The 18421-nt window shown below is 70.4% G+C and carries 22 protein-coding genes; 9 read left to right on the top strand and 13 right to left on the bottom strand.

Annotation, left to right across the window (positions count from 1 at the left end; all coding sequences use genetic code 11):
- Nucleotides 1-3 precede the first annotated feature (3 nt).
- From ABLE68_RS10930 to ABLE68_RS10910, 5 genes are all read right to left on the bottom strand, one after another.
- The gene (locus ABLE68_RS10930) at nucleotides 4-462 is read right to left on the bottom strand and encodes a hypothetical protein (protein ID WP_348871349.1); all 459 of its coding nucleotides are present in this window, start codon (nucleotides 460-462) and stop codon (nucleotides 4-6) included.
- 156 nt (nucleotides 463-618) lie between these two features.
- On the bottom strand, nucleotides 619-915 hold the full coding sequence (locus ABLE68_RS10925; RefSeq protein WP_348871348.1) for a DUF1416 domain-containing protein: 297 nt from the start codon (nucleotides 913-915) through the stop codon (nucleotides 619-621).
- A complete protein-coding gene (locus ABLE68_RS10920) occupies nucleotides 915-1763 on the bottom strand; it encodes a sulfurtransferase (protein WP_348871347.1) in 849 nt (282 codons plus the stop codon). The genes ABLE68_RS10925 and ABLE68_RS10920 overlap by 1 nt, the downstream gene beginning before the upstream one ends.
- 96 nt (nucleotides 1764-1859) lie before the next feature.
- A complete protein-coding gene (locus tag ABLE68_RS10915; protein ID WP_348871346.1) occupies nucleotides 1860-2312 on the bottom strand; it encodes a DUF4395 domain-containing protein in 453 nt (150 codons plus the stop codon).
- A gap of 236 nt (nucleotides 2313-2548) precedes the next feature.
- On the bottom strand, nucleotides 2549-3016 hold the full coding sequence (locus tag ABLE68_RS10910; protein WP_348871345.1) for a TlpA family protein disulfide reductase: 468 nt from the start codon (nucleotides 3014-3016) through the stop codon (nucleotides 2549-2551).
- Nucleotides 3017-3064: 48 nt separating this feature from the next.
- Between ABLE68_RS10910 and ABLE68_RS10905 the strand changes: the two genes are divergently transcribed.
- The gene (locus ABLE68_RS10905) at nucleotides 3065-3517 is read left to right on the top strand and encodes a VanZ family protein (protein ID WP_348871344.1); all 453 of its coding nucleotides are present in this window, start codon (nucleotides 3065-3067) and stop codon (nucleotides 3515-3517) included.
- On the opposite strand, the gene ABLE68_RS10900 is transcribed toward ABLE68_RS10905, so the two are convergent.
- From ABLE68_RS10900 to ABLE68_RS10885, 4 genes are all read right to left on the bottom strand, one after another.
- Nucleotides 3474-4295: a hypothetical protein gene (locus tag ABLE68_RS10900; protein WP_348871343.1), complete on the bottom strand. Its 822-nt coding sequence runs from the start codon at nucleotides 4293-4295 to the stop codon at nucleotides 3474-3476. The genes ABLE68_RS10905 and ABLE68_RS10900 overlap by 44 nt on opposite strands.
- Entirely contained in the window at nucleotides 4288-4863 is a 576-nt protein-coding gene (locus tag ABLE68_RS10895) for a signal peptidase I (RefSeq protein WP_348871342.1), read from the bottom strand. The genes ABLE68_RS10900 and ABLE68_RS10895 overlap by 8 nt, the downstream gene beginning before the upstream one ends.
- A gap of 13 nt (nucleotides 4864-4876) precedes the next feature.
- Nucleotides 4877-5422, bottom strand: coding sequence for an alternate-type signal peptide domain-containing protein (locus tag ABLE68_RS10890; protein ID WP_348871341.1), 546 nt, complete (start codon nucleotides 5420-5422; stop codon nucleotides 4877-4879).
- Nucleotides 5423-5553: 131 nt separating this feature from the next.
- Nucleotides 5554-5856 carry a MoaD/ThiS family protein gene (locus tag ABLE68_RS10885; protein WP_348871340.1) on the bottom strand — a complete coding sequence of 101 codons (303 nt, stop codon included), beginning with the start codon at nucleotides 5854-5856 and terminating at the stop codon, nucleotides 5554-5556.
- An 86-nt stretch (nucleotides 5857-5942) separates the two neighbouring features.
- Between ABLE68_RS10885 and ABLE68_RS10880 the strand changes: the two genes are divergently transcribed.
- Together ABLE68_RS10880 and mshD are read left to right on the top strand one after the other, a co-directional pair.
- Entirely contained in the window at nucleotides 5943-6683 is a 741-nt protein-coding gene (locus ABLE68_RS10880) for a winged helix-turn-helix transcriptional regulator (RefSeq protein ID WP_348871339.1), read from the top strand.
- A 19-nt stretch (nucleotides 6684-6702) separates the two neighbouring features.
- The gene (gene mshD, locus ABLE68_RS10875; RefSeq protein ID WP_348871338.1) at nucleotides 6703-7512 is read left to right on the top strand and encodes a mycothiol synthase; all 810 of its coding nucleotides are present in this window, start codon (nucleotides 6703-6705) and stop codon (nucleotides 7510-7512) included.
- Here the strand turns inward: mshD and ygfZ are convergent.
- Genes ygfZ through ABLE68_RS10860 form a run of 3 tightly spaced genes read right to left on the bottom strand, consistent with a single transcriptional unit; the run spans nucleotide 7509 to nucleotide 9365 of the window.
- Nucleotides 7509-8459 (bottom strand): CAF17-like 4Fe-4S cluster assembly/insertion protein YgfZ, encoded by a 951-nt coding sequence (gene ygfZ / locus ABLE68_RS10870; protein WP_348871337.1) that lies wholly within the window; start codon nucleotides 8457-8459, stop codon nucleotides 7509-7511. The two genes, mshD and ygfZ, sit on opposite strands and share 4 nt — an antisense overlap.
- A complete protein-coding gene (locus ABLE68_RS10865; RefSeq protein WP_348871336.1) occupies nucleotides 8452-8874 on the bottom strand; it encodes a Fur family transcriptional regulator in 423 nt (140 codons plus the stop codon). Before ABLE68_RS10865 ends, ygfZ begins: the two co-directional genes overlap by 8 nt.
- The gene (locus ABLE68_RS10860) at nucleotides 8871-9365 is read right to left on the bottom strand and encodes a heme-binding beta-barrel domain-containing protein (protein ID WP_348871335.1); all 495 of its coding nucleotides are present in this window, start codon (nucleotides 9363-9365) and stop codon (nucleotides 8871-8873) included. Before ABLE68_RS10860 ends, ABLE68_RS10865 begins: the two co-directional genes overlap by 4 nt.
- Nucleotides 9366-9389: 24 nt before the next feature.
- Between ABLE68_RS10860 and ABLE68_RS10855 the strand changes: the two genes are divergently transcribed.
- Nucleotides 9390-9749 (top strand): DsrE family protein, encoded by a 360-nt coding sequence (locus ABLE68_RS10855; protein WP_348871334.1) that lies wholly within the window; start codon nucleotides 9390-9392, stop codon nucleotides 9747-9749.
- Nucleotides 9750-9792: 43 nt separating this feature from the next.
- The gene (locus ABLE68_RS10850) at nucleotides 9793-12366 is read left to right on the top strand and encodes a coiled-coil domain-containing protein (RefSeq protein WP_348871333.1); all 2574 of its coding nucleotides are present in this window, start codon (nucleotides 9793-9795) and stop codon (nucleotides 12364-12366) included.
- Between the two features lie 265 nt (nucleotides 12367-12631).
- On the opposite strand, the gene ABLE68_RS10845 is transcribed toward ABLE68_RS10850, so the two are convergent.
- Nucleotides 12632-13723: an alpha/beta hydrolase gene (locus tag ABLE68_RS10845; protein WP_348871332.1), complete on the bottom strand. Its 1092-nt coding sequence runs from the start codon at nucleotides 13721-13723 to the stop codon at nucleotides 12632-12634.
- 42 nt (nucleotides 13724-13765) lie between these two features.
- Here ABLE68_RS10845 and ABLE68_RS10840 point away from each other — a divergent pair, with 42 nt between their 5' ends.
- From ABLE68_RS10840 to ABLE68_RS10825, 4 genes are all read left to right on the top strand, one after another.
- Nucleotides 13766-15934 (top strand): RNA degradosome polyphosphate kinase, encoded by a 2169-nt coding sequence (locus tag ABLE68_RS10840; protein WP_348871331.1) that lies wholly within the window; start codon nucleotides 13766-13768, stop codon nucleotides 15932-15934.
- Between the two features lie 91 nt (nucleotides 15935-16025).
- Entirely contained in the window at nucleotides 16026-16643 is a 618-nt protein-coding gene (locus ABLE68_RS10835) for a DUF47 domain-containing protein (protein ID WP_348871330.1), read from the top strand.
- Between the two features lie 5 nt (nucleotides 16644-16648).
- Nucleotides 16649-17647: an inorganic phosphate transporter gene (locus ABLE68_RS10830; RefSeq protein WP_348871329.1), complete on the top strand. Its 999-nt coding sequence runs from the start codon at nucleotides 16649-16651 to the stop codon at nucleotides 17645-17647.
- 135 nt (nucleotides 17648-17782) lie between these two features.
- Entirely contained in the window at nucleotides 17783-18418 is a 636-nt protein-coding gene (locus tag ABLE68_RS10825; RefSeq protein WP_348871328.1) for a hypothetical protein, read from the top strand.
- Nucleotides 18419-18421: the final 3 nt, after the last annotated feature.

Below are 18421 nucleotides of genomic sequence, written 5' to 3'. Positions count from 1 at the left end.
CGCTCACTTCACGGTGAACCTGAAGACATCCTTCGAGTTCTTGAGACGCGGGTTCTTGGGGTTGAACTTGACCACGGCCTTGTACTTGCCCTTCTTCTGGAACTTCGGTCCCTTGAAGTGCACCTTGCCGTGGTCCTTTTTCGTGACCTTGATCTTGATCTTCTTGTCCTGGGGCGCGGCACTCTTCGCCGCAGTCCGGGCCAAGGAGCCTACGTAGCTGAACGTAATGGTGACCTCGCCGACCGGCGGTGCGCTGCCGAAGACGTCAAGGTTAATAACGCCCTTGATCGGCTCGCCCGGCTCGATGGTCGCAGGCGTGTTCGTGTCAACCCCGGTCGTCCCGCACGGCGGGTACCCGGCTCCACACTGATCGGCAAGCGCGGCCTGGTTGGCCCCAGAGACCGCCACCAAGCCGGCGGAGAGCGCCAAGGCTAGCGCGAGGCCGGAAAGCAGTTTTTTCATTGGGATCCCCCAGTTGATCTTTGACTGATATGACCATGTAAACACACACTTCGAGGGAACAGCACCCCCGCGGCCTCCCCGCAGGCAGGATCGGCGCCGAAATTTACGTCACTGTCACGTAGCGCCCGCACGATCTTCTACGGAGAAACCTTCCCGTCAGATGGCAACGACCACGTCGGCAACTGAGCCGACCGACGCTACGACCTTCTTGTCCACCGGTTCTGCCTTCGGGGCCAGTGTGCGGAGCGTCCACTCACCGTCACCGGCGAAGAACCGGAAGTGCCCGGTCGCCGAAGTCGGGACCTCGGCGGTGAACTCGCCGGTGCGGTCGAGCAGACGCACGTAGGCGTTGCCGACGGGCTCGCCGTCACGGGTCACCTGGCCCTGGACGATCGCTTCCTTCTTCACGTCGATGCCGTCGAGGCTGAGACCGCCCTCGGTCGCGCCGCACATCAGGCTTCGCCCGGCTCGTCGCCGACCGCGACCGGCACGCCCACCAGGGAGCCGTACTCGGTCCACGAGCCGTCGTAGTTCTTGACGCTCTGGTGACCGAGCAGCTCCTTCAGCACGAACCAGGTGTGCGAGGACCGCTCACCGATCCGGCAGAGCGCGATGGTCTCCTTGGAGTCGTCGAGTCCAGCCTCGGCGTAGAGCGCCTTCAGCTCGTCGTCGGACTTGAAGGTGCCGTCGTCGTTGGCCGCCTTGCTCCACGGGACGTTGATCGAGGTCGGCACGTGGCCGGCGCGCTGAGCCTGCTCCTGCGGGAGGTGGGCCGGGGCGAGCAGCCGACCGGCGTACTCGTCGGGGCTGCGCACGTCGACCAGGTTCTTCACGCCAATCGCGGCGACGGTGTCGTCACGGAAGGCACGGATCGACTGGTCCTGGTCCTTCGCGACGTACGACGTGGCCGCGCGCGACGGCAGCTCGTCGGTGAGCTCGCGGGAGTCGAGCTCCCACTTCTTGCGGCCGCCGTCGAGGAGCTTGACGTCCTGGTGGCCGTAGAGCTTGAAGTACCAGTAGGCGTAGGCGGCGAACCAGTTGTTGTTGCCGCCGTAGAGGACGACGGTGTCGTCGTTGGACACACCGCGCTCGGAGAGCAGGGCCGAGAACTGGTCCTTGTTGACGAAGTCGCGGCGGACCTGGTCCTGGAGGTCGGTCGTCCAGTCGAGCTTGATGGCGCCCTGGATGTGGCCCTTGTCGTAGGCGGTCGTGTCCTCGTCGACCTCGACGAGCACCACCTTCGGGTCATCGAGGTGCTCGGCCACCCACTGGGCGGTGACGAGGGAGTTCTCGCGGGTCATGGTTTCTACCTTTCTTGTGCAGCTCGGGCTGCGGGGTTTGTGGTGGAGCTTGCTACTTGGCTTAGGGGTTTCGAGACGGTTGCTAGCGCAACCTCCTCAACCACCGAGACGGCGGATCAGGAGGTACATCTCGCAGCCCAGGCAGAAGCGGAAGATGGCGTTGAGCAGGGCAGCGACCAGCGCGAACCCGACGGCGACGAACCCCACGACGTCCGCTCCCACCAGGAAGCCGGCCAGGCCGACGAGGGCGAAAACGAGGCCGACCGCCTGGGCGAACCTCGGCGGGGCCGGGTCCTCGAGCTCGTCCGGCGCGGCGAGCCGTGGACGGACCAGGGCCCGAAACAGCCAGGAGTACGGCGTGTGCTGGACGCCGCGAATCGCACCGACAGCGAAGAGCACGGCCTGGACCGCGAGCAGGACCGTCCCGACCGGGCTCGGCGACAGCAGCAGCACGGCGATCAGCACGACCGACGTGAGGGACGCAGCGAACTGCGGACCTCGCGGGTCGATGCCGGCAGCATTGCGCTGCGGCTGCACGGTGGTGGACATGTCTCTCCTGCGGACGGGGTGCGAGCGGACCGGAACGGTCACGCGGCGCCACTCAGCAGAGGGCAGACGGGCGCGACCGGATCAGCGCATTCGACACAGCGACGAGTGGACGCGGCAGTGGTCGACTGCGCGCCGCTTCGTGAGCCAGGTCGAGGACATGTCGATCAGACTAGGGAACGCCGAGCCCGCGCCGACAATCGACGTCTCAAGCTGCGAGACAGTTGTCCGCATCGTGGTCATCCCGCGCTCCCGAGAGCGGCCAGCACCTGGTCCTTGCGCGGCGCGCCGCTCGCGCGGGTCACCTCGTGACCGGTCGGGTCGAGCACGATCGTGGTCGGCGTCCGGAGGATCCCGAGAGCCCGCACGAGGTCGAGGTGGTGCTCGGCGTCGACCTCGAGGTGCTGCACTCCCGGGACGACCTCGGCGACCTCGGCGAGCGTCCGACGGGTGGCGCGGCAGGGTGCGCAGAAGGCGGACGAGAACTGGAGGAGGGTCGCCTTCTCTCCGAGCGCGGCGCCCGGGATCGCAGTGGTGACGTGGGACCAGAGGTCGCTCGTAGGGTCACCGGGTTTCGAGACGGGACTTCGTCCCTCCTCAACCAACGACTTCGTGCCGCGGAAGCGGCCGTCGGTGAGGGCCCGGTAGCCGCCGAAAGCCAGGGCTGCGACGACAGCCACGAGGACGACCCAGGCTCCGACGCTCATGACTCCGGAAACGGCAGATCGGACTCGGGCATTCCCCAGGGTGTGAAAATGTCCTGCCTCATGGGGACCTCAGAGCGCAGCCATCGCGCGCTGCTCGTCGCGCTGGTCGCCTACTCGGCCGCACTGGGCGTCGCACTGCTGGCACCGACGTCGGGGACACAGTCCCACATGGCTTCGTGGGTCGTGGACATCGGCAGGTCAGTGGGGTTCTCTCCGGAGACGGCGACGCAGGCGAGGGCTGAGTTCCTCTGCAACGCGCTCATCCTGGCGCCCGTCTCAGCGCTGGGGTCGCTGGTGTGGCCGCGGACGACGTGGCGGGACTGGACGGCCTACGCCTTCGTCATCGCGAGCCTGGTCGAACTCACCCAGGGGTTGCTGCTGCCTGACCGGACCGCGTCGTACGCCGACGTCGCGGCCAACACGCTCGGTGGGCTGGGAGGCGCGGTGGCGGTCGACGTCATCCGCAGGTTCCGGTCAAGCCGCCGACCGCGGAGTAGCTGAGCGACTGCGACGGGGCCGACGCCCAGGTCGACGAGCCGAAGATCGCCTGGACGGTGGCGACGCCAGCAACTCCACTGAAGGTGCGCATCAGTACGTCGGCTGGGACCGTCTCGACCATGCTGCCGCCCGCTCCGTAGTGGATCCGGTAGTCCGTCGCCCCGGGGACCGAGCTCCATCGGAGCGTGAGCGTGCCCAGGCCGAGCGGTCCGCACATGAGGTCGGGTGAGGTGAGCGCGACGGTGCTCATCCGGGAGCCCGCGACCGGAGCTGAGTCAGACCAGCCGCCCTTGGCTGCCCTCACGACGAGCGTGAGCTCCGTTGCCGCTGCGGCGACGGAGGCGGGTGCCGCGGACGGCAGCCCCACCTTCACGCAGACGTGCTCGCTGTCACCCGGGGAGAGGACGTGGCCTGCTCCGAGCGCCGGACCAGCGCAATCACCCAGACTCACGTCCGTAGCGAGCGCAGCAGCGAGGGCCTTCCCGTCGGGGTCGGTGCCGGAGACACCGACGACATAGCGCAACGGCACACTGCCCGCGTTGCTGACGACGACATCCGCCGATGCGCTCGAGCCGGGCACCATCCCGGACAGGTCGAGGGCGCTGGAACCGCTGACAGTGTCCTGGCCGTCAACGCGAACGTCGAGGGTGCCGCTCCGCATGGAGACACCCGCGATCGTCGTGGCGGACGTCCACCCGGCCTCGGTGACATGACCGAGCACCAGGACGAGAAGGACGAAGATCGCCACGACGATCGACAGCGCACGGGACCGATCAGGCATGAGCAGCTCCGGAAGGAGACACCGGCCGCGGCCTGCGCATGCGGTCACGGAGCGCGCCAAGCAGCATCACCAGGGCGTACAGGATGAGACCCCCAGCCACGACCAGCACCCCCGTCATCCGCTGATGACCCGTGAGAAGGTCCGTGAGATAGCCGATGTACGGCACGAAGTACCACCGTTGGCCGAGGATCTGTCCGGCATGGATGGCAGCCGGGTCGACGGCATCGTTCGCGTCGCCCTTGGTCTGGTAGACGGGCAGGCCCGCAGCATCGAATCCTTGGGCGACGATCCGGTGGGTGACCACGCTCGGGTCATCGGGTCGTGGCTGGAAGGTCACCACCGAGCCGACCTTGATGTCCGCCGGGTCGACCGGCCGCACGACCACCAGGGTGCCTGGGGGCATGGCGGGGCGCATCGACCCGGTGAGGACGGCGTACGGAGTGGCGCCGGCCAGCCGTGGGATCACCACGGCGGCCAGCGCCACGCCGACGGCCAGTGTCACCAGCATCACCTCGCAGGCGCGCCGGACCCCGTCGAAGATGGTCTCCGCACGCCGCTTCGCCGGCATCGTGAGCCTCCAGTCAGACCTGAGAGGCCGTGATCGTGATGGCGTTCAGGGTGGTGGCCAGATCCTGGCTGAGGTTGTCGAGGCCGGGGCCTGTGTCTGGCAGCGTCACCTCGACGTTCGCGGTGACCACTTGGCCGTCGACGACCGTTGCCGTGCTGCCGGACGAGACGCCACCCTGGACGAACTCGACGCTCGCATCCAGGGCATCCGCGAGACCGTTGCTGTTGGTGTACGTCGGCGCGCTCGCGCTGAGCTGCGCCTTGAGGTTCACACCGGCCGCCGACACCGTGAACGTGCAGGTGCGGCTCAGCAGGTCACCGGGCGAGAGCAAGTCCGTGGCCGGAACGAAGTCCCGGAGACTCTCCACACCGGTCACGAGGTTCTTGATCGTGATCTGCCAGTCACCACAACTGGGATTGCTCAGGCTCAGCTTGCCGCTCTTGATGGCGTCGCCTCCGACCGACCCGTCCGCGCTCCAGCTCGCGTGCGTTCCCCACGATCCGATCAACAGAAGTGCGGCGACTGACGCAGCGACTGTCCCCTTCGTTGACTTCCTCATCTGAGTCCCTCCCGACCCGTCCCGAGCATCGTCCTTCGATGTGATGGGCGTCATACCCGGCTCGAAGGAGAGCGCAACCACTGGTCTAGGAGGGCGTTTGGAGGTTCTGGTGACTGGATATACGAGCGCGCTCAGCCTCCGGCGAACGGCGGGAGGAACTCCACCGACGACCCCGGTGGGATGAGGACCGACGCCGGGTCCTCGGAGTTCACCGGCCGGTCGCCGACCAGGGTCGAGCAGATCTGCAGCACGTCGCCGAGGCGGGTGTCGTGGTGGAGGGCGAGCACTCGGCGTAGGACGTCCTCGAGCGTGATCGGGCCGTCAACCGGCAGGTCGTCTCCCGTGACACCAGCTGCTGACCGGGCCGACGCCCAGTAGTGCACGTGGATGACCTCGGTCTCATTTTGCTTGGAACCTTCCAATGCGACGGCCATGTTTCGATATTGTTCACGACGAGAGACCTAGGCCGAAGCCCAGCGTTGCGTTTCGGTCCCCGCCCCGTTCCGGGAGGAGACCAGTCATGAGCACGCTCCTGCTTCTTACCAGCGCCCTTCAGCCGTCTGCCGAGGTGCTTCCCGGCCTCGCGCTGCTCGGCCACCAGGTCAAGATCCTTCCCGCCGAGGGCAGCGCCCTCCTCGAGGCGCCCGACTCCGACCTGCTCCTCGTCGACGGTCGTCAGGACCTCGCGCATGCACGGGACCTGTGCCGCCTGATCCGCACCACCGGCACCGACGTGCCGGTCCTGCTGGTCTGCACCGAGGGCGGCCTGGCGGTCGTCAACCACGACTGGGGCATGGACGACGTCGTGCTGCACACGTGTGGCCCCGCCGAGCTCGAGGCGCGGATCAAGCTGGCGATCGGCCGGCTCAACGCCCGCCGCGAGGCGGACGACCCGGAGTCGCACGTCATCCGCAGCGGCGAGGTCGTCGTCGACGACGCGACCTACACCGCCAAGGTCAGCGGGCGCTCGCTCGACCTGACCTTCAAGGAGTTCGAGCTGCTCAAGTTCCTGGCCCAGCACCCGGGTCGGGTCTTCAGCCGCCAGCAGCTCCTGCAGGAGGTCTGGGGCTACGACTACTTCGGCGGCACCCGCACCGTCGACGTGCACGTCCGGCGCCTGCGCGCCAAGCTCGGCGTCGAGAACGAGACGCTGATCGGCACCGTCCGCAACGTCGGCTACCGCTTCGTGCTGCCGACCAAGGACCAGAAGGCGGTCGCCGCGGACGCCCGTGAGCCGGAGTCGGTCGAGCAGCGCGTCTGACCTGCCTAGGGTGGTCCGCGTGGACGACATCACGCGGATCGCCGAGGCAGCCGAAGAGACCGACGGCGCAGCTCCTCTCGACGAGGGGACCTGGCTCGCCCTGCGGAACCACCCCGACCAGGTCAGGTCGTGGGACCGCGACGCCGCGTTCAGCCTCGTCATCGGCGACGAGCTGAGCCTGGTGGTGCACCCCGACTCCCGCGGCCGGGGGGTGGGTGGCGAGCTCCTCGACGAGGTGCTGGCCTCGACCGAGGGCCCGTTGAGCGCCTGGTCGCACGGCGATCACCCCGCAGCGGCCGCACTGGCCAGCAGCCGCGGGTTTGACCGGGTCCGCGAGCTCTGGGTGATGCGCCGCCCGTCCTCGCGACCGTTGCCCCACCTCGACGTACGCCCCGAGATCACGGTGCGCGGCTACCACCCCACCGACGCCGACGAGGTGATCAGGGTCAACGCAGCAGCGTTCGCACACCACCCGGAGCAGGGCGCCATGGACGCGACCAATCTCGCCGAGCGGATGGCCGAACCGTGGTTCGACCCGGCCGGGCTGCTGCTGGCCGTCGAGGGCGACCGTCTGCTCGGTTTCCACTGGACCAAGCAGCACTCCCCCGAGCTCGGCGAGGTGTACGTCGTGGGCATCGACCCGACCGCGCAGGGGCGGGGGCTCGGCAAGCTGCTCACCCTGGCCGGGCTGCACCATCTGGTCGGGCTCGGCGTCGAGGAGATCCTGCTGTACGTCGAGTCGAACAACGCCCCCGCGATCGCGGTCTACTCAGGACTCGGGTTCACGCACGCCGACGCAGACACGCACGTGATGTACCGACAGGCTTAACGCAGCGGGCGCACGTGCAAGCCGACCTCGGGGTCGACCAGGACCTCCTGCGCGGCGGGCATGCCGTCGACCGTGAGGTCGACGTCGAGCGGCACGTTGCGCTTGACCATCGCGAGCGCGATCGGTCCGAGCTCGTGGTGGCGGGCGGAGGTGCCGACGAAGCCGACGACCTTGTCGCCCTGGCGCAGCTCCGCACCGACGGGAGGCAGGCGGTTCTCGGAGCCGTCGAGGTGCAGCAGTGTCAGCCGCCGCGGCGGACGGCCGAGGGTGTGGACCCGAGCGACCGTCTCCTGACCGCGGTAGCAGCCCTTGTCGAGATGGACGGCAGGGCCGATCCAGCCGGCCTCGTTGGGGATCGTGCGGTGGTCGGTGTCGAGGCCGAGCCGCGGCTCGCCTCGAGCGATCCGGAGCGCCTCGAACGCCCACAGACCGCAGGCCGGACCCGCGGCCTCGGCGTACGTCGTGAGCTGGTCGCGCGGGACGAGCTCGTAGCCGGCGTACGGGCCTTCGGCGTTCGCGCCCGGGCGCCACGTGACGGCCAGCTCGTCGGTCACCTCGGCGACCTCGACCCGCATCATGAAGCGCATCCGGTCGAGGAACTCGACCAGCGCGGCAGCCGCGCCGGGCTCGGTGAAAGCGGTGAAGGACCCACCGTCGTCGTAGCCGAAGAAGGCGTGCTCGACGTGGCCCTGCGGACTGAGGATGAGGACACCGGTCCACACCTTCGGAGCCAGCGCCTCGAGGTGCTGGGTGGTCAGCGAGTGCAGCCAGGTCAGCCGGTCGGGGCCGGACACCCGGATCACGTCGTGGTGGGAGAGGTCGACGAAGCCCTGGCCGGACTCGAGCGTGCGCTGCTCACCGTTGAAGGAGCCGTAGTGGGCAGCGACGTCGCGATCGATCCCGTCCGCGGCGACGGCTCCGGGCAGGTCCAGCAACGGACTACGCATCGTTCTCCTCACACTCCACACACCGGCCGAACACGGCGAGGTGACCGACATCGATCACGAAGCCCTGCTCCTCCTCGAGCCGCTCGGCGAGCGGCGCGATCGTCACTGGGTCAACCGAGATGACCTTGTGGCAATTCCGGCAGACCAGGTGGAAGTGCTCGTGGTCGGTCACGGAGTGGTACGTCGGCGCGCGGTCGGACAGGTGAGCGTGACGCACCAGTCCGAGCTCCTCGAGGACCTCGAGGGTGCGGTAGACGGTAGACACGTTGACCGCGCTCGACTGGGCGTGGACCTCGGCGAGCACCTCGTCGGGGGTGGCGTGGCCGAGCTTCTCGACGGCTCGCAGGACCAGCTGGCGTTGGGGGGTAAGCCGGTAGCCCTGGCCCCGCAACCGCTGCGCGAGCTCGTCGCTCACTGTCGCTCCAACCTCGCCCACAGGTGGGGCTGGAGCTCCTGGCCCATCGCCTGCATGTCATAGGCGTAAAGAAGGTCGCTCTCGACGTTGCCGTAGAGACGCTTGCCAGCCGTCACTTCCTTGGCCGACTCCGTGTAGCTCACGCCGGCGGTGTGGAGCTCGAGCTTGGCAGCCTCGGCCCGGCCGTACCAGATCTCGGAGACGCCGGACGAGTGCGAGAGCACCAGCTCCATGTCGCCCCCGGGCCGGCAGCGCAGGAACCCGGCCTCCTGCGCAGCCTCGCGGACCTTCTGGCCGTCGGCATCGACGATCCAGGACCGTGCGAAGTAGTGGAAGAACGGCCGGCCGTCATGGGTGAAGACGAGCTCCTGGCCGTACTCGAACGCATCGATCGTCGGATAGTCACCGTGCCCACGCCCGCCCCAACGGCCGAGCAGCCACGCGACAGGACCGCAGTCGGGATGGAGGTTCTCGGGAAGCTCGAACGGCATGCGAACCACTCTAGGGTGGGTCGCATGGCTCGCCCACTCGTCATCAAGGTCACCTGCGGGTCCGATGACCCCGAGCGCGGCAACCAGGGCCTCACGGTTGCCGCGACGGCGCTGAGCGCGGGGGTCGACGTGAGCCTGTGGCTGACCGGCGAGGCTGCCTGGCTGGCAGTCGCCGGCCGGGAGTCGTTCGCACTCCCCCACGCGGCGCCGGCGGCCGATCTGGTGGCCGCAGTGCTGGCCGGTGGCCGGGTGACCGTCTGCACGCAGTGCGCCGCGCGCCGCGAGATCACCGAGGACGACCTGCTGCCCGGCGTGCGGATCGCGGGCGCCTCGGCGTACGTGGAGGAAGTGCTCGCGCCGGACGTGCAGGCGCTGGTCTACTGAGGTTCGACCGCACACCGCCACCTCGACCTCTAGGCTTCCGCTGATGAGTACGAACGATCCGGGCTCCGCACGCTGGTGGCAACGCAAGGCGGAGCAGGAGTCCCCGACTCCCGACCAGCCGACGACCACCGCGCCCGAACCCGCCGTACGCACCCCTGCCGACCTCCAGGCCGCGATCGAGCGCGCGGCCGAGCTGCGCCGCCGGGCCGAGCTGGCCGCCGCCGAGCAGGCCGCGGAGCGGATCGCCGCCGAGGAATCGGCCCAGGAGTCCGCCCGCGCCCGGATGGAGGCCGACCAGCAGGCGGCCGAGCACGCCGCCAAGGCGCAGGAGGCGTACGACGCACGCCGGGCCGCCGAGGAAGCAGGCGAGGCCCACGCGGCCGAGCGCACCCGGCTCGAGGAGGCCGCCACCGATGCGGCCCGCGCCCGGGCCGAGGCCGAGGAGGCCGCCCGCAAGCTCGTCGACGCGGCCAAGGTCGCGACCGCGCTCCGGCTCGCCGCCGAGCAGGCCGCTGCCCAGCAGACCGTCGACCGCACCGCCGCCGAGGAGGCCGCCCACGCGGCGGAGGAGCGCGCTGCTGCGGCCGCCCAGGCGCGCGCCGACGCCGAGGACTCCCTGCGAGCGCAGACAGAGCAGACCGCCGAGGCCGAGACCGCCCGCCACGCCGCCGAGCGCGCTGCGGCCGACGCGGCAGCGTCCGCCGAGCAGGCCCACGCCGACCGACAAGCAGCCGAGGCCCGGGCGACCGAGCTCGCGGCCGACCTGGCCGGCGCCCACGAGGGCCGGACCGCTGCCGAGAGCCGTGCGACCGAGCTGGCCGAGGCCCGCGCCGCCGCTGAGGCCACGGCCGCCGAGCAGGCACGCGCCCGGTCGGCGGCCGACGAGGCCGCTGCCGAGCAGGCGCGACTCGCCGCCGAGGCACACGCGGCCCGTGCGACGGCCGAGGACGCCGCACGCGAACAGGCCGGGCTCGCCGCCGAGGCGCTCGCTGCGGCCGAGACCGCCCGCGACGCCCACGCCGATCGGCAGGCAGCCGAGGAGCGCGCCCAGCAGCTCGCGACCCAGCTGGCCGCAGCGCAGCAGTCGAGCTCGGCCGCGGAGCAGCGTGCCCGGGAGCTGGCCGATGCCCGCGCCGCTGCGGAAACCGCCGCGGCCGAGCAGGCGCAGGCTCGGACCGCTGCCGACGAGGCCGCCGCCGAGCAGGCCCGGCTCGCGACCGAGGCGCACGCGGCACGGACGGCGGCCGAGGACGCCGTACGCGAACAGGCCGGACTGGCCGCTGCTGCGACGTCCGCCCGCGAGGCAGCCGACCAGGCCGCTCAGGCTGCGGCCGAGACGGCCCGCCAGGCCCACGCCGACCGAGAGGCGGCCGAGGCACGCGCCCAGCAGCTCGCCGAGCACCTGGCGGCCGCGCAGCAGGCCCACGAGGACTTCGTGCGCGTCTCCCGCGAGGCCCGCGAAGCAGCCGAGCAGGAGGCCGCCGCCCAGGCGACCGCCCGCGCCGCGGCCGAGGTGACGGCCGAGCAGCAGGCCCGCGCCCGCGCCAGCGCCGACGAGGCCGCAGCCGAGCACGCCCGGCTCGCCGAGGCCGCCCACACCGCACGACTGGCGGCGGAGGAGTCCGCGGAGTCCAAGGCCGCAGACGCCGAGGCAGCTCAGACGGCCCGCCTGGAGGCCGAGGAGGCCGCGCGCGCCCAGGCCGAGGCCGCAGCCCAGGCCGCCGCCGCCGAGGAGGCCGCACACCGGACCGCCTCGGAGATGGCCGAGGCCCTTCGCACGTCCCACGAGGCCCGCCTCGCCGCCGACGCGTCGGCGCGCACCCAGGCCGACCTGGCACGCGAGGCCCACGACGCCCGTACGGCCGCCGAGACCGCGGCTGCCGAGGCCGCAGCCGCACGTGAGGCCGCCGAGGAGAGCGCCCGGGTGCAGGCCGCGGCCGCGGTCGCCGCCCACGACGCACGTACGACGGCCGAGGAGGCCGCCCACGCGGCCGCCGCCCGTGCCGACGAGGCCCAGACCGCCCGCGAGGCTGCGGAGCTGCGAGCCCGCGAGCAGGCCGAGGCCGCCGCCCAGGCCGCGACCGACCAGACCGGTGCCCACCAGCGTGCCGAGCAGCAGGCCGAGCTGGCCCGCACCGCCCACGACGCCCGGGCGGCTGCCGACGCCACCGCCCAGGAGCACGCCGAGGCCCGCGCCGCGGCCGAGCGCACTGCCGCCGAGGCGCTGGCTGCCCGCCAGGTCGCGGAGGAGGACGCCCGCAGCCACGCCGAGCTCGCCGCGCAGGCCGCCGGCGACCGTCAGTCAGCCGAGGCCCGCCTCGCGGATGTGCTCGCCGAGCTGAAGACCGCGGTCGAGGGTCGTGAGTCGGCCGAGCGCGTGGCCGCCGAGCAGGCGCGGCTCCGTGCGGAGGCCGAGGACGCCGCGGCGAAGCGGGCGACCGACCGGAGCGCCGTCGAGGCCGCCGTACGCCACCAGGCCGAGATCGCCGAGGACGCCATGCGCGCGCGGGTCGAGGCCGAGGAGAAGGCCCGTGACCTCGCGGTCGAGCTCGAGAAGGTCCGCGCCGAGCTGCTGGACCTGCAGAGCCAGAAGCGCGGCTTCTTCCGGGGTCGTTAACACAGGATTCATCCCGCTCTGTCGGGATCTCCTGCGGGACCCCTCGATCGCCGGGCAGACTTGTGCCATGCCTGACGCCTCGGGGGAGGCGGCTGTCTGTCGTCGTTGCGGGCATGGTCGTCGCGGGTTGGCGACCGGATTCGCGGCGACGGTACGCACCCGCCTCGGAATGAAGCCCCCACGACCGCACCGACCGTGCGGGGAGCCGACCGACCTCGGGTTCCCGTGCCAGTGCCGGAGCCGCTTCCACAGCTCCTGACGGTGGTCAGGCCAGGGCGGCCTTGAGCTTCGCGGCGATCTCGGCGTTGGCGGCCCGGCTGCTGCGCCCGGCGTCGACGATGCAGAGGAACCCGTGGATCAGGCCGGGGAACCGGCGCAGCTCGACCGGCACGCCCGCCTCGGCCATCCGGCGCGCGTAGGCCTCGCCCTCGTCACGCAGCGGGTCGAACCCGGCGGTCACGACGTACGCCGGAGCGAGCCCGTCGGGGAGGTCGACGTACGCCGGCGAGACCCGCGGGTCCCGGGGGTCGTGGCCGACGACGTAGGACTCGGCGGCGAGCTCCATGAAGTCCGTGGTCAGGTAGAAGTCGCGGCCGAACATCTCGGCGCTCGCGGTCTCGCGCAGCGCGTCGGTGACCGGGTAGATCAACAGCTGGTGGGCCAGCGGCAGCCCCGCTCGCGCCGCTTCGATCGCGACCGCGATGGCCAGGTTGCCACCGGCCGAGTCGCCTCCGACAGCCAGCCGGTGCACATCGGCACCCAGCTCGTCGGCGTGGTCGACCACCCACCGGTGGGCGGCCAGCGCGTCGTCGTACGCCGCCGGGAAGGGCTGCTCCGGTGCGAGCCGGTAGTCGACCGCGAGCACCATCACGCCGGAGCGCTCGGCCAGGAACCGGCAGGCCGGGTCGTGGCTCTCGAGGTCGCCGTACATGAAGCCGCCGCCGTGGAAGAAGAGCAGCAGCGGTGCGCTTCGGGGGTTTCGAGACGGTTGCTGCGCAACCTCCTCAACCACCGAAGCCGACGGTTGCTGCGCAACCTCCTCAACCACCGAAGCCGACGGGGCGTAGAGGCGGGCGGGCAGGCCCGCCACGGTCAGCTCGCCGACCGCGCCGATCGCCGGGCGGCCGCCCGTGAGGCGGGTGTCCGCCAGGATGACCTCGCGGCCCTCGGGGATCGGGAACGTCTCGGCGCCGCGCTTGCGCAGGACCTGCCGCAGCCGGAGGACGAGCTGGACGTCGACGGCCAGCGTCTGCCCGTCGCGGACCACCGGCCGCCCGGCGAGCAGCCGCTGCACCCGGGGTGGCAGCGCCATGGCCAGGACGAGCCCGATCCGCTCGACGCGGTTCCAGAGAGTCACGGCGGCAACCTACCGTTCACCGATCGGTGCCAAACTCTGAGCATGACGCTCGAGAGCCTGCCGTCCGAGGCGGTCGCCAGCCACGGAGAGGGGATCCCTGAGGAGCCCTTCGACGTGGAGCCGCCGTACACGCCCGACGACGCAGCGCTGGCCGCCGTGGAGAAGTACGGCGACCGCTTCCTCGACCGTGAGCTCTCCTGGCTGAGGTTCAACCAGCGGGTCCTGGAGCTCGCCGAGGACACCTCGCTCCCGCTGCTCGAGCGGACCCGCTTCCTGGCGATCTTCACCAGCAACCTCGACGAGTTCTTCATGGTCCGCGTCGCCGGCCTCAAGCGGCGGATCGCCGCCGGGCTGGCCGTGCCGTCCGCCTCCGGCCTGATGCCGGCCGACGTGCTCGAGGTGATCTGGTCGACCACCCGCGAGCTCGTCGAGCGGCAGGCGCGGCTCTTCCGCGAGGAGATCGTGCCCGCGCTCAGCGAGGCCGGCATCGACCTGGTCCGGTGGGACGACCTGGACCGCGAGGAGCAGAAGACCTGCAAGCGGCTCTTCAAGGACCGGGTCTTCCCGGTGCTGACCCCATTGGCCGTCGACCCGGCCCACCCGTTCCCCTACATCTCGGGTCTCTCGCTCAACCTGGCCGTGCTGATCCGCAACCCCAAGACCGGCAAGGAGCACTTCGCGCGAGTGAAGGTGCCGCCGATCTTCAGCCGGTTCGTCCCGGTGGGCAACCAGCGCTTCGTCCCGCTCGAGGACGTGATCGGTGAGCACCTCAAGCGGCTCTTCCCGGGCATGGAGGTGCTCGAGGTCCACACCTTCCGGGTCACCCGCAACGAGGACCTCGAGGTCGAGGAGGACGACGCCGAGAACATCCTCGCCGCCCTGGAGAAGGAGCTGCTCCGCCGCCGCTTCGGACCACCGGTCCGTCTCGAGGTCGAGGAGTCGATCGCGCCCCAGGTGCTCGAGCTGCTGGTCTCCGAGCTCGGCGTGCGCGAGGAGGAGGTGTTCAAGCTCGAGGGACCGCTGGACCTCCGCGGGCTGCACGACATCGCCGACCTGCCGCGCCAGGACCTGAAGTACCCCGCGTTCGTGCCGACCACCCACCAGCAGCTGGCCGAGGTCGAGTCCGCCGCCCCGGTCGACGTCTTCAAGGCGGCCCGCCGCCACGACGTCCTGCTCCACCACCCCTACGACTCGTTCGCCACCTCGGTGCAGCGCTTCATCGAGCAGGCTGCCGCCGACCCGCACGTGCTGGCGATCAAGCAGACGCTCTACCGCACCTCCGGCGACAGCCCGATCATCGACGCCCTCATCGACGCCGCCGAGGCCGGCAAGCAGGTGCTGGTGATCGTCGAGATCAAGGCCCGCTTCGACGAGGAGGCCAACATCCGGTGGGCCCGCAAGCTGGAGCAGGCCGGGTGCCACGTCGTCTACGGCCTGGTCGGGCTCAAGACCCACTGCAAGCTGGCGATGGTCGTCCGCGACGAGGGCCGCCACGGGGCGGGGATCCGCCGCTACACCCACATCGGGACCGGCAACTACAACCCGAAGACGTCTCGCATGTACGAGGACCTCGGGCTGATCACGACCGACGAGCAGATCGGCGAGGACGTCGCCCACCTCTTCAACAACCTGTCGGGCTGGTCGCGCAACGCGTCGTACGACCAGCTCCTGGTCGCGCCTGACTCCGTGCGCTCCGGTCTGGTCACCCAGATCCACCAGGAGATCGCCCACCACCAGGCCGGACGGCCCGCGCGGATCCGCCTCAAGGCCAACTCCGTGGTCGACGAGGCCGTCATCGACGCGCTCTACCTCGCCTCGCAGGCGGGCGTGCCGGTCGAGCTGCTGGTCCGAGGCATCTGCGCGCTGCGACCCGGCGTGCCCGGGTTGTCGGAGACGATCACGGTGCGCTCGGTCCTGGGCCGCTTCCTCGAGCACAGCCGGGTCTACTGGTTCGAGAACGCCGGCGACCCCGCCGCCTGGATCGGCTCGGCCGACATGATGCACCGCAACCTGGACCGTCGCGTGGAGGTCCTGGTCCGGCTCCCGGGCGAGGAGAACGTCGCGGCGATCCGGGACCTGCTCGACCTGGCCTTCGACCCCGACACCAGCGCGTGGGTCCTCGACAGCGACGGCCACTGGGCGCGCAACGACGGCTCCGTGCACCTCCAGGAGGCGATCATCGACCAGCAGCGCCGCCGGCGTACGTCGTGACTCTGGTCGTTCACCTGACCCTCACTTGCGCGAATCGGGATCGCACCCCCTAGTCTGTTGCGCGTTCTTTTCCTCCTCACCAGGAGTTACCGTGGGTTTGCGATTCCGGCCCGTCGACACGTCCTTCTACGACCTCTTCACCGAGTCCGCACAGCACCTCGTCACGGGTGCCGGTCTCCTCGCCGAGATGCTCGGCGAGGGCGCCGATCACGCCGATGTGGCGAAGCGGATGCGTGAGGCGGAGCACCTCGCCGACGAGACGACGCACTCGCTCTTCAAGAAGGTCAACTCCACCTTCGTGACGCCGTTCGACCGCGAGGACATCTACGCGCTCGGCTCCGGCCTCGACGACGTGATGGACATGATGGACGAGGTCGTCGACCTGATCCTCCTCTACGAGGTGAAGGTGCTCCCGCCGGAGCTCTCGACCCAGGCCGAGATCCTGCAGCGCTGCGCGGACCTGACGGCCGAGGCGATGCCGAAGGTGTCCGCCCCCGGCTCGCTCGAGGACTACTGGATCGAGATCAACCGCCTCGAGAACGCCGGCGACAAGAACCACCGCCGTACGCTCGCGAAGCTCTTCAGCGGTGAGTTCAAGACCATCGAGGTGCTGAAGCTCAAGGACATCGTCGAGTCTCTCGAGGAGGCGATCGACGCGTTCGAGAAGGTCGCCAACATCGTGGAGCAGATCGCCGTCAAGGAGTCCTGACCTTCATGGACCTCGCGATCCTCATCGCGGTGGTGGTCATCGCCCTGGCGTTCGACTACACCAACGGCTTCCACGACGCGGCCAACGCCATCGCCACGTCGATCTCCACCCGCGCCCTCACCCCGCGCATCGCCCTCACGCTCGCGGCGGTGATGAACTTCGTCGGCGCCCTGCTCGGCCAGGAGGTCGCGCACACCGTCAGCGACACGATCGGCGGCGTCGACTCGACCCACGGACTCGTGATCGTGATGGCGGCGCTGCTCGGCGCCATCACGTGGAACCTGATCACGTGGTACTTCGGCCTGCCCTCCTCGTCCACGCACGCCCTGATCGGCGGCCTGGTGGGCGCCGGCCTGGTCGGCGGCGCGACCATCCACTGGCAGGTCATCGTCGACAAGGTCGTCATCCCGATGGTGGCCTCGCCCCTCGTCGGCTTCGGCGCCGCGTTCGCGGTGATGCTCGCGATCATGTGGATCTTCCGGAAGAAGAACCCGCACAAGGTCTTCCGCGGCTTCCGGATGTCGCAGACGGTCTCGGCGTCCGCCCTGGCCCTCGGCCACGGCCTCCAGGACGCCCAGAAGACGATGGGCGTGATCTTCCTGGCGCTCGTCGCGTCGGGCTACGCCTCGGCCGACGACCCGCTGCCGCTCTGGGTCATCATCGGCGCGGCCAGCGCGATCTCGCTCGGCACCTACTCGGGCGGCTGGCGGATCATGCGCACCCTCGGTCGCCGGATCATCCACCTCGACCCGGCCCGCGGCTTCGCGGCCGAGTCGGTCGGTGCCGCGGTGCTCTACACGACGGCGTTCGTCTACCACGCCCCGATCTCGACGACCCACACCATCACCTCCGCGGTGATGGGCGCCGGCGCCACGAAGCGCTTCTCCGCCGTCCGCTGGGGCGTCGCCCGTTCGATCGTGACCGCGTGGGTGCTCACCTTCCCGATGGCCGGGCTCTCGGCCGCCGCGTTCTACCTGGTGCTCCACCCGATCCTCAACAGCTGACGCCTTGCATTTGAATTGCATGTGATCGGGCTTCACCACCCGGCCTTTCCTTGAGGCTCGCGGGTCAGGATCGTCCTCATCAGGACGAACCGGCCGGGTCACCACCCGGCTTCCCACGGAAGGGAACCCGGACCCATGCGGATCCACCCCACGCGCAAGAACCTCGTCAAGCTCCTCGCGACCGTCTCGCTCGTCGCCGGCGCAGCCAGCGTGGCCGGCGTCGGCACCTTCGGCGCCTACACCGACACGACCAACGTCTCCTCGAACGTCGAGTCGGGCAAGGTCAGCGTGCTGATGAACAACGCCGAGAACGGCGTCAGCGTCAACCCGAAGGACATGGTCCCGGGCGACGTCAGGACCTTCCCGGTCACCATCCAGCTCGCCGCCGGTTCCACGAGGCTGAGCGACCTGACCGTGCAGACCGTGATCACCAACCAGAACAACCTCACCAACGCGCTGCGGCTGAGCGTCGACATGTGCTCGGTGCCGTGGACCGCCACTGCGTCCGCGCTGACCTGCAGCGGCACGACGACCTCGGTCTCCGCCAACGGTCCACTCGGCGGCAACGGCTCGACCAGCGCCTGGGGGCAGACGGCGGGCTGGCTGCCGACGATCAACACCGGCGCCCCGGTCTACCTGCGCGCGACGCTCTCGCTGCCGTCCAACACCCCGTCCGACACGGCGGGGCTCACGACCGGCATCACCTGGTCGATGATCGGCACCCAGCGGACCAGCACGTCCACGGTCATCACGCCGTCGCTGATCCCCTGATCC

This window comes from Nocardioides pollutisoli (assembly GCF_040045055.1).
Lineage (GTDB): Bacteria > Actinomycetota > Actinomycetes > Propionibacteriales > Nocardioidaceae > Nocardioides > Nocardioides tweenelious.
Note: the sequence above shows the minus strand (reverse complement) of the source record. Positions and strands in the feature narration are given on the sequence as shown.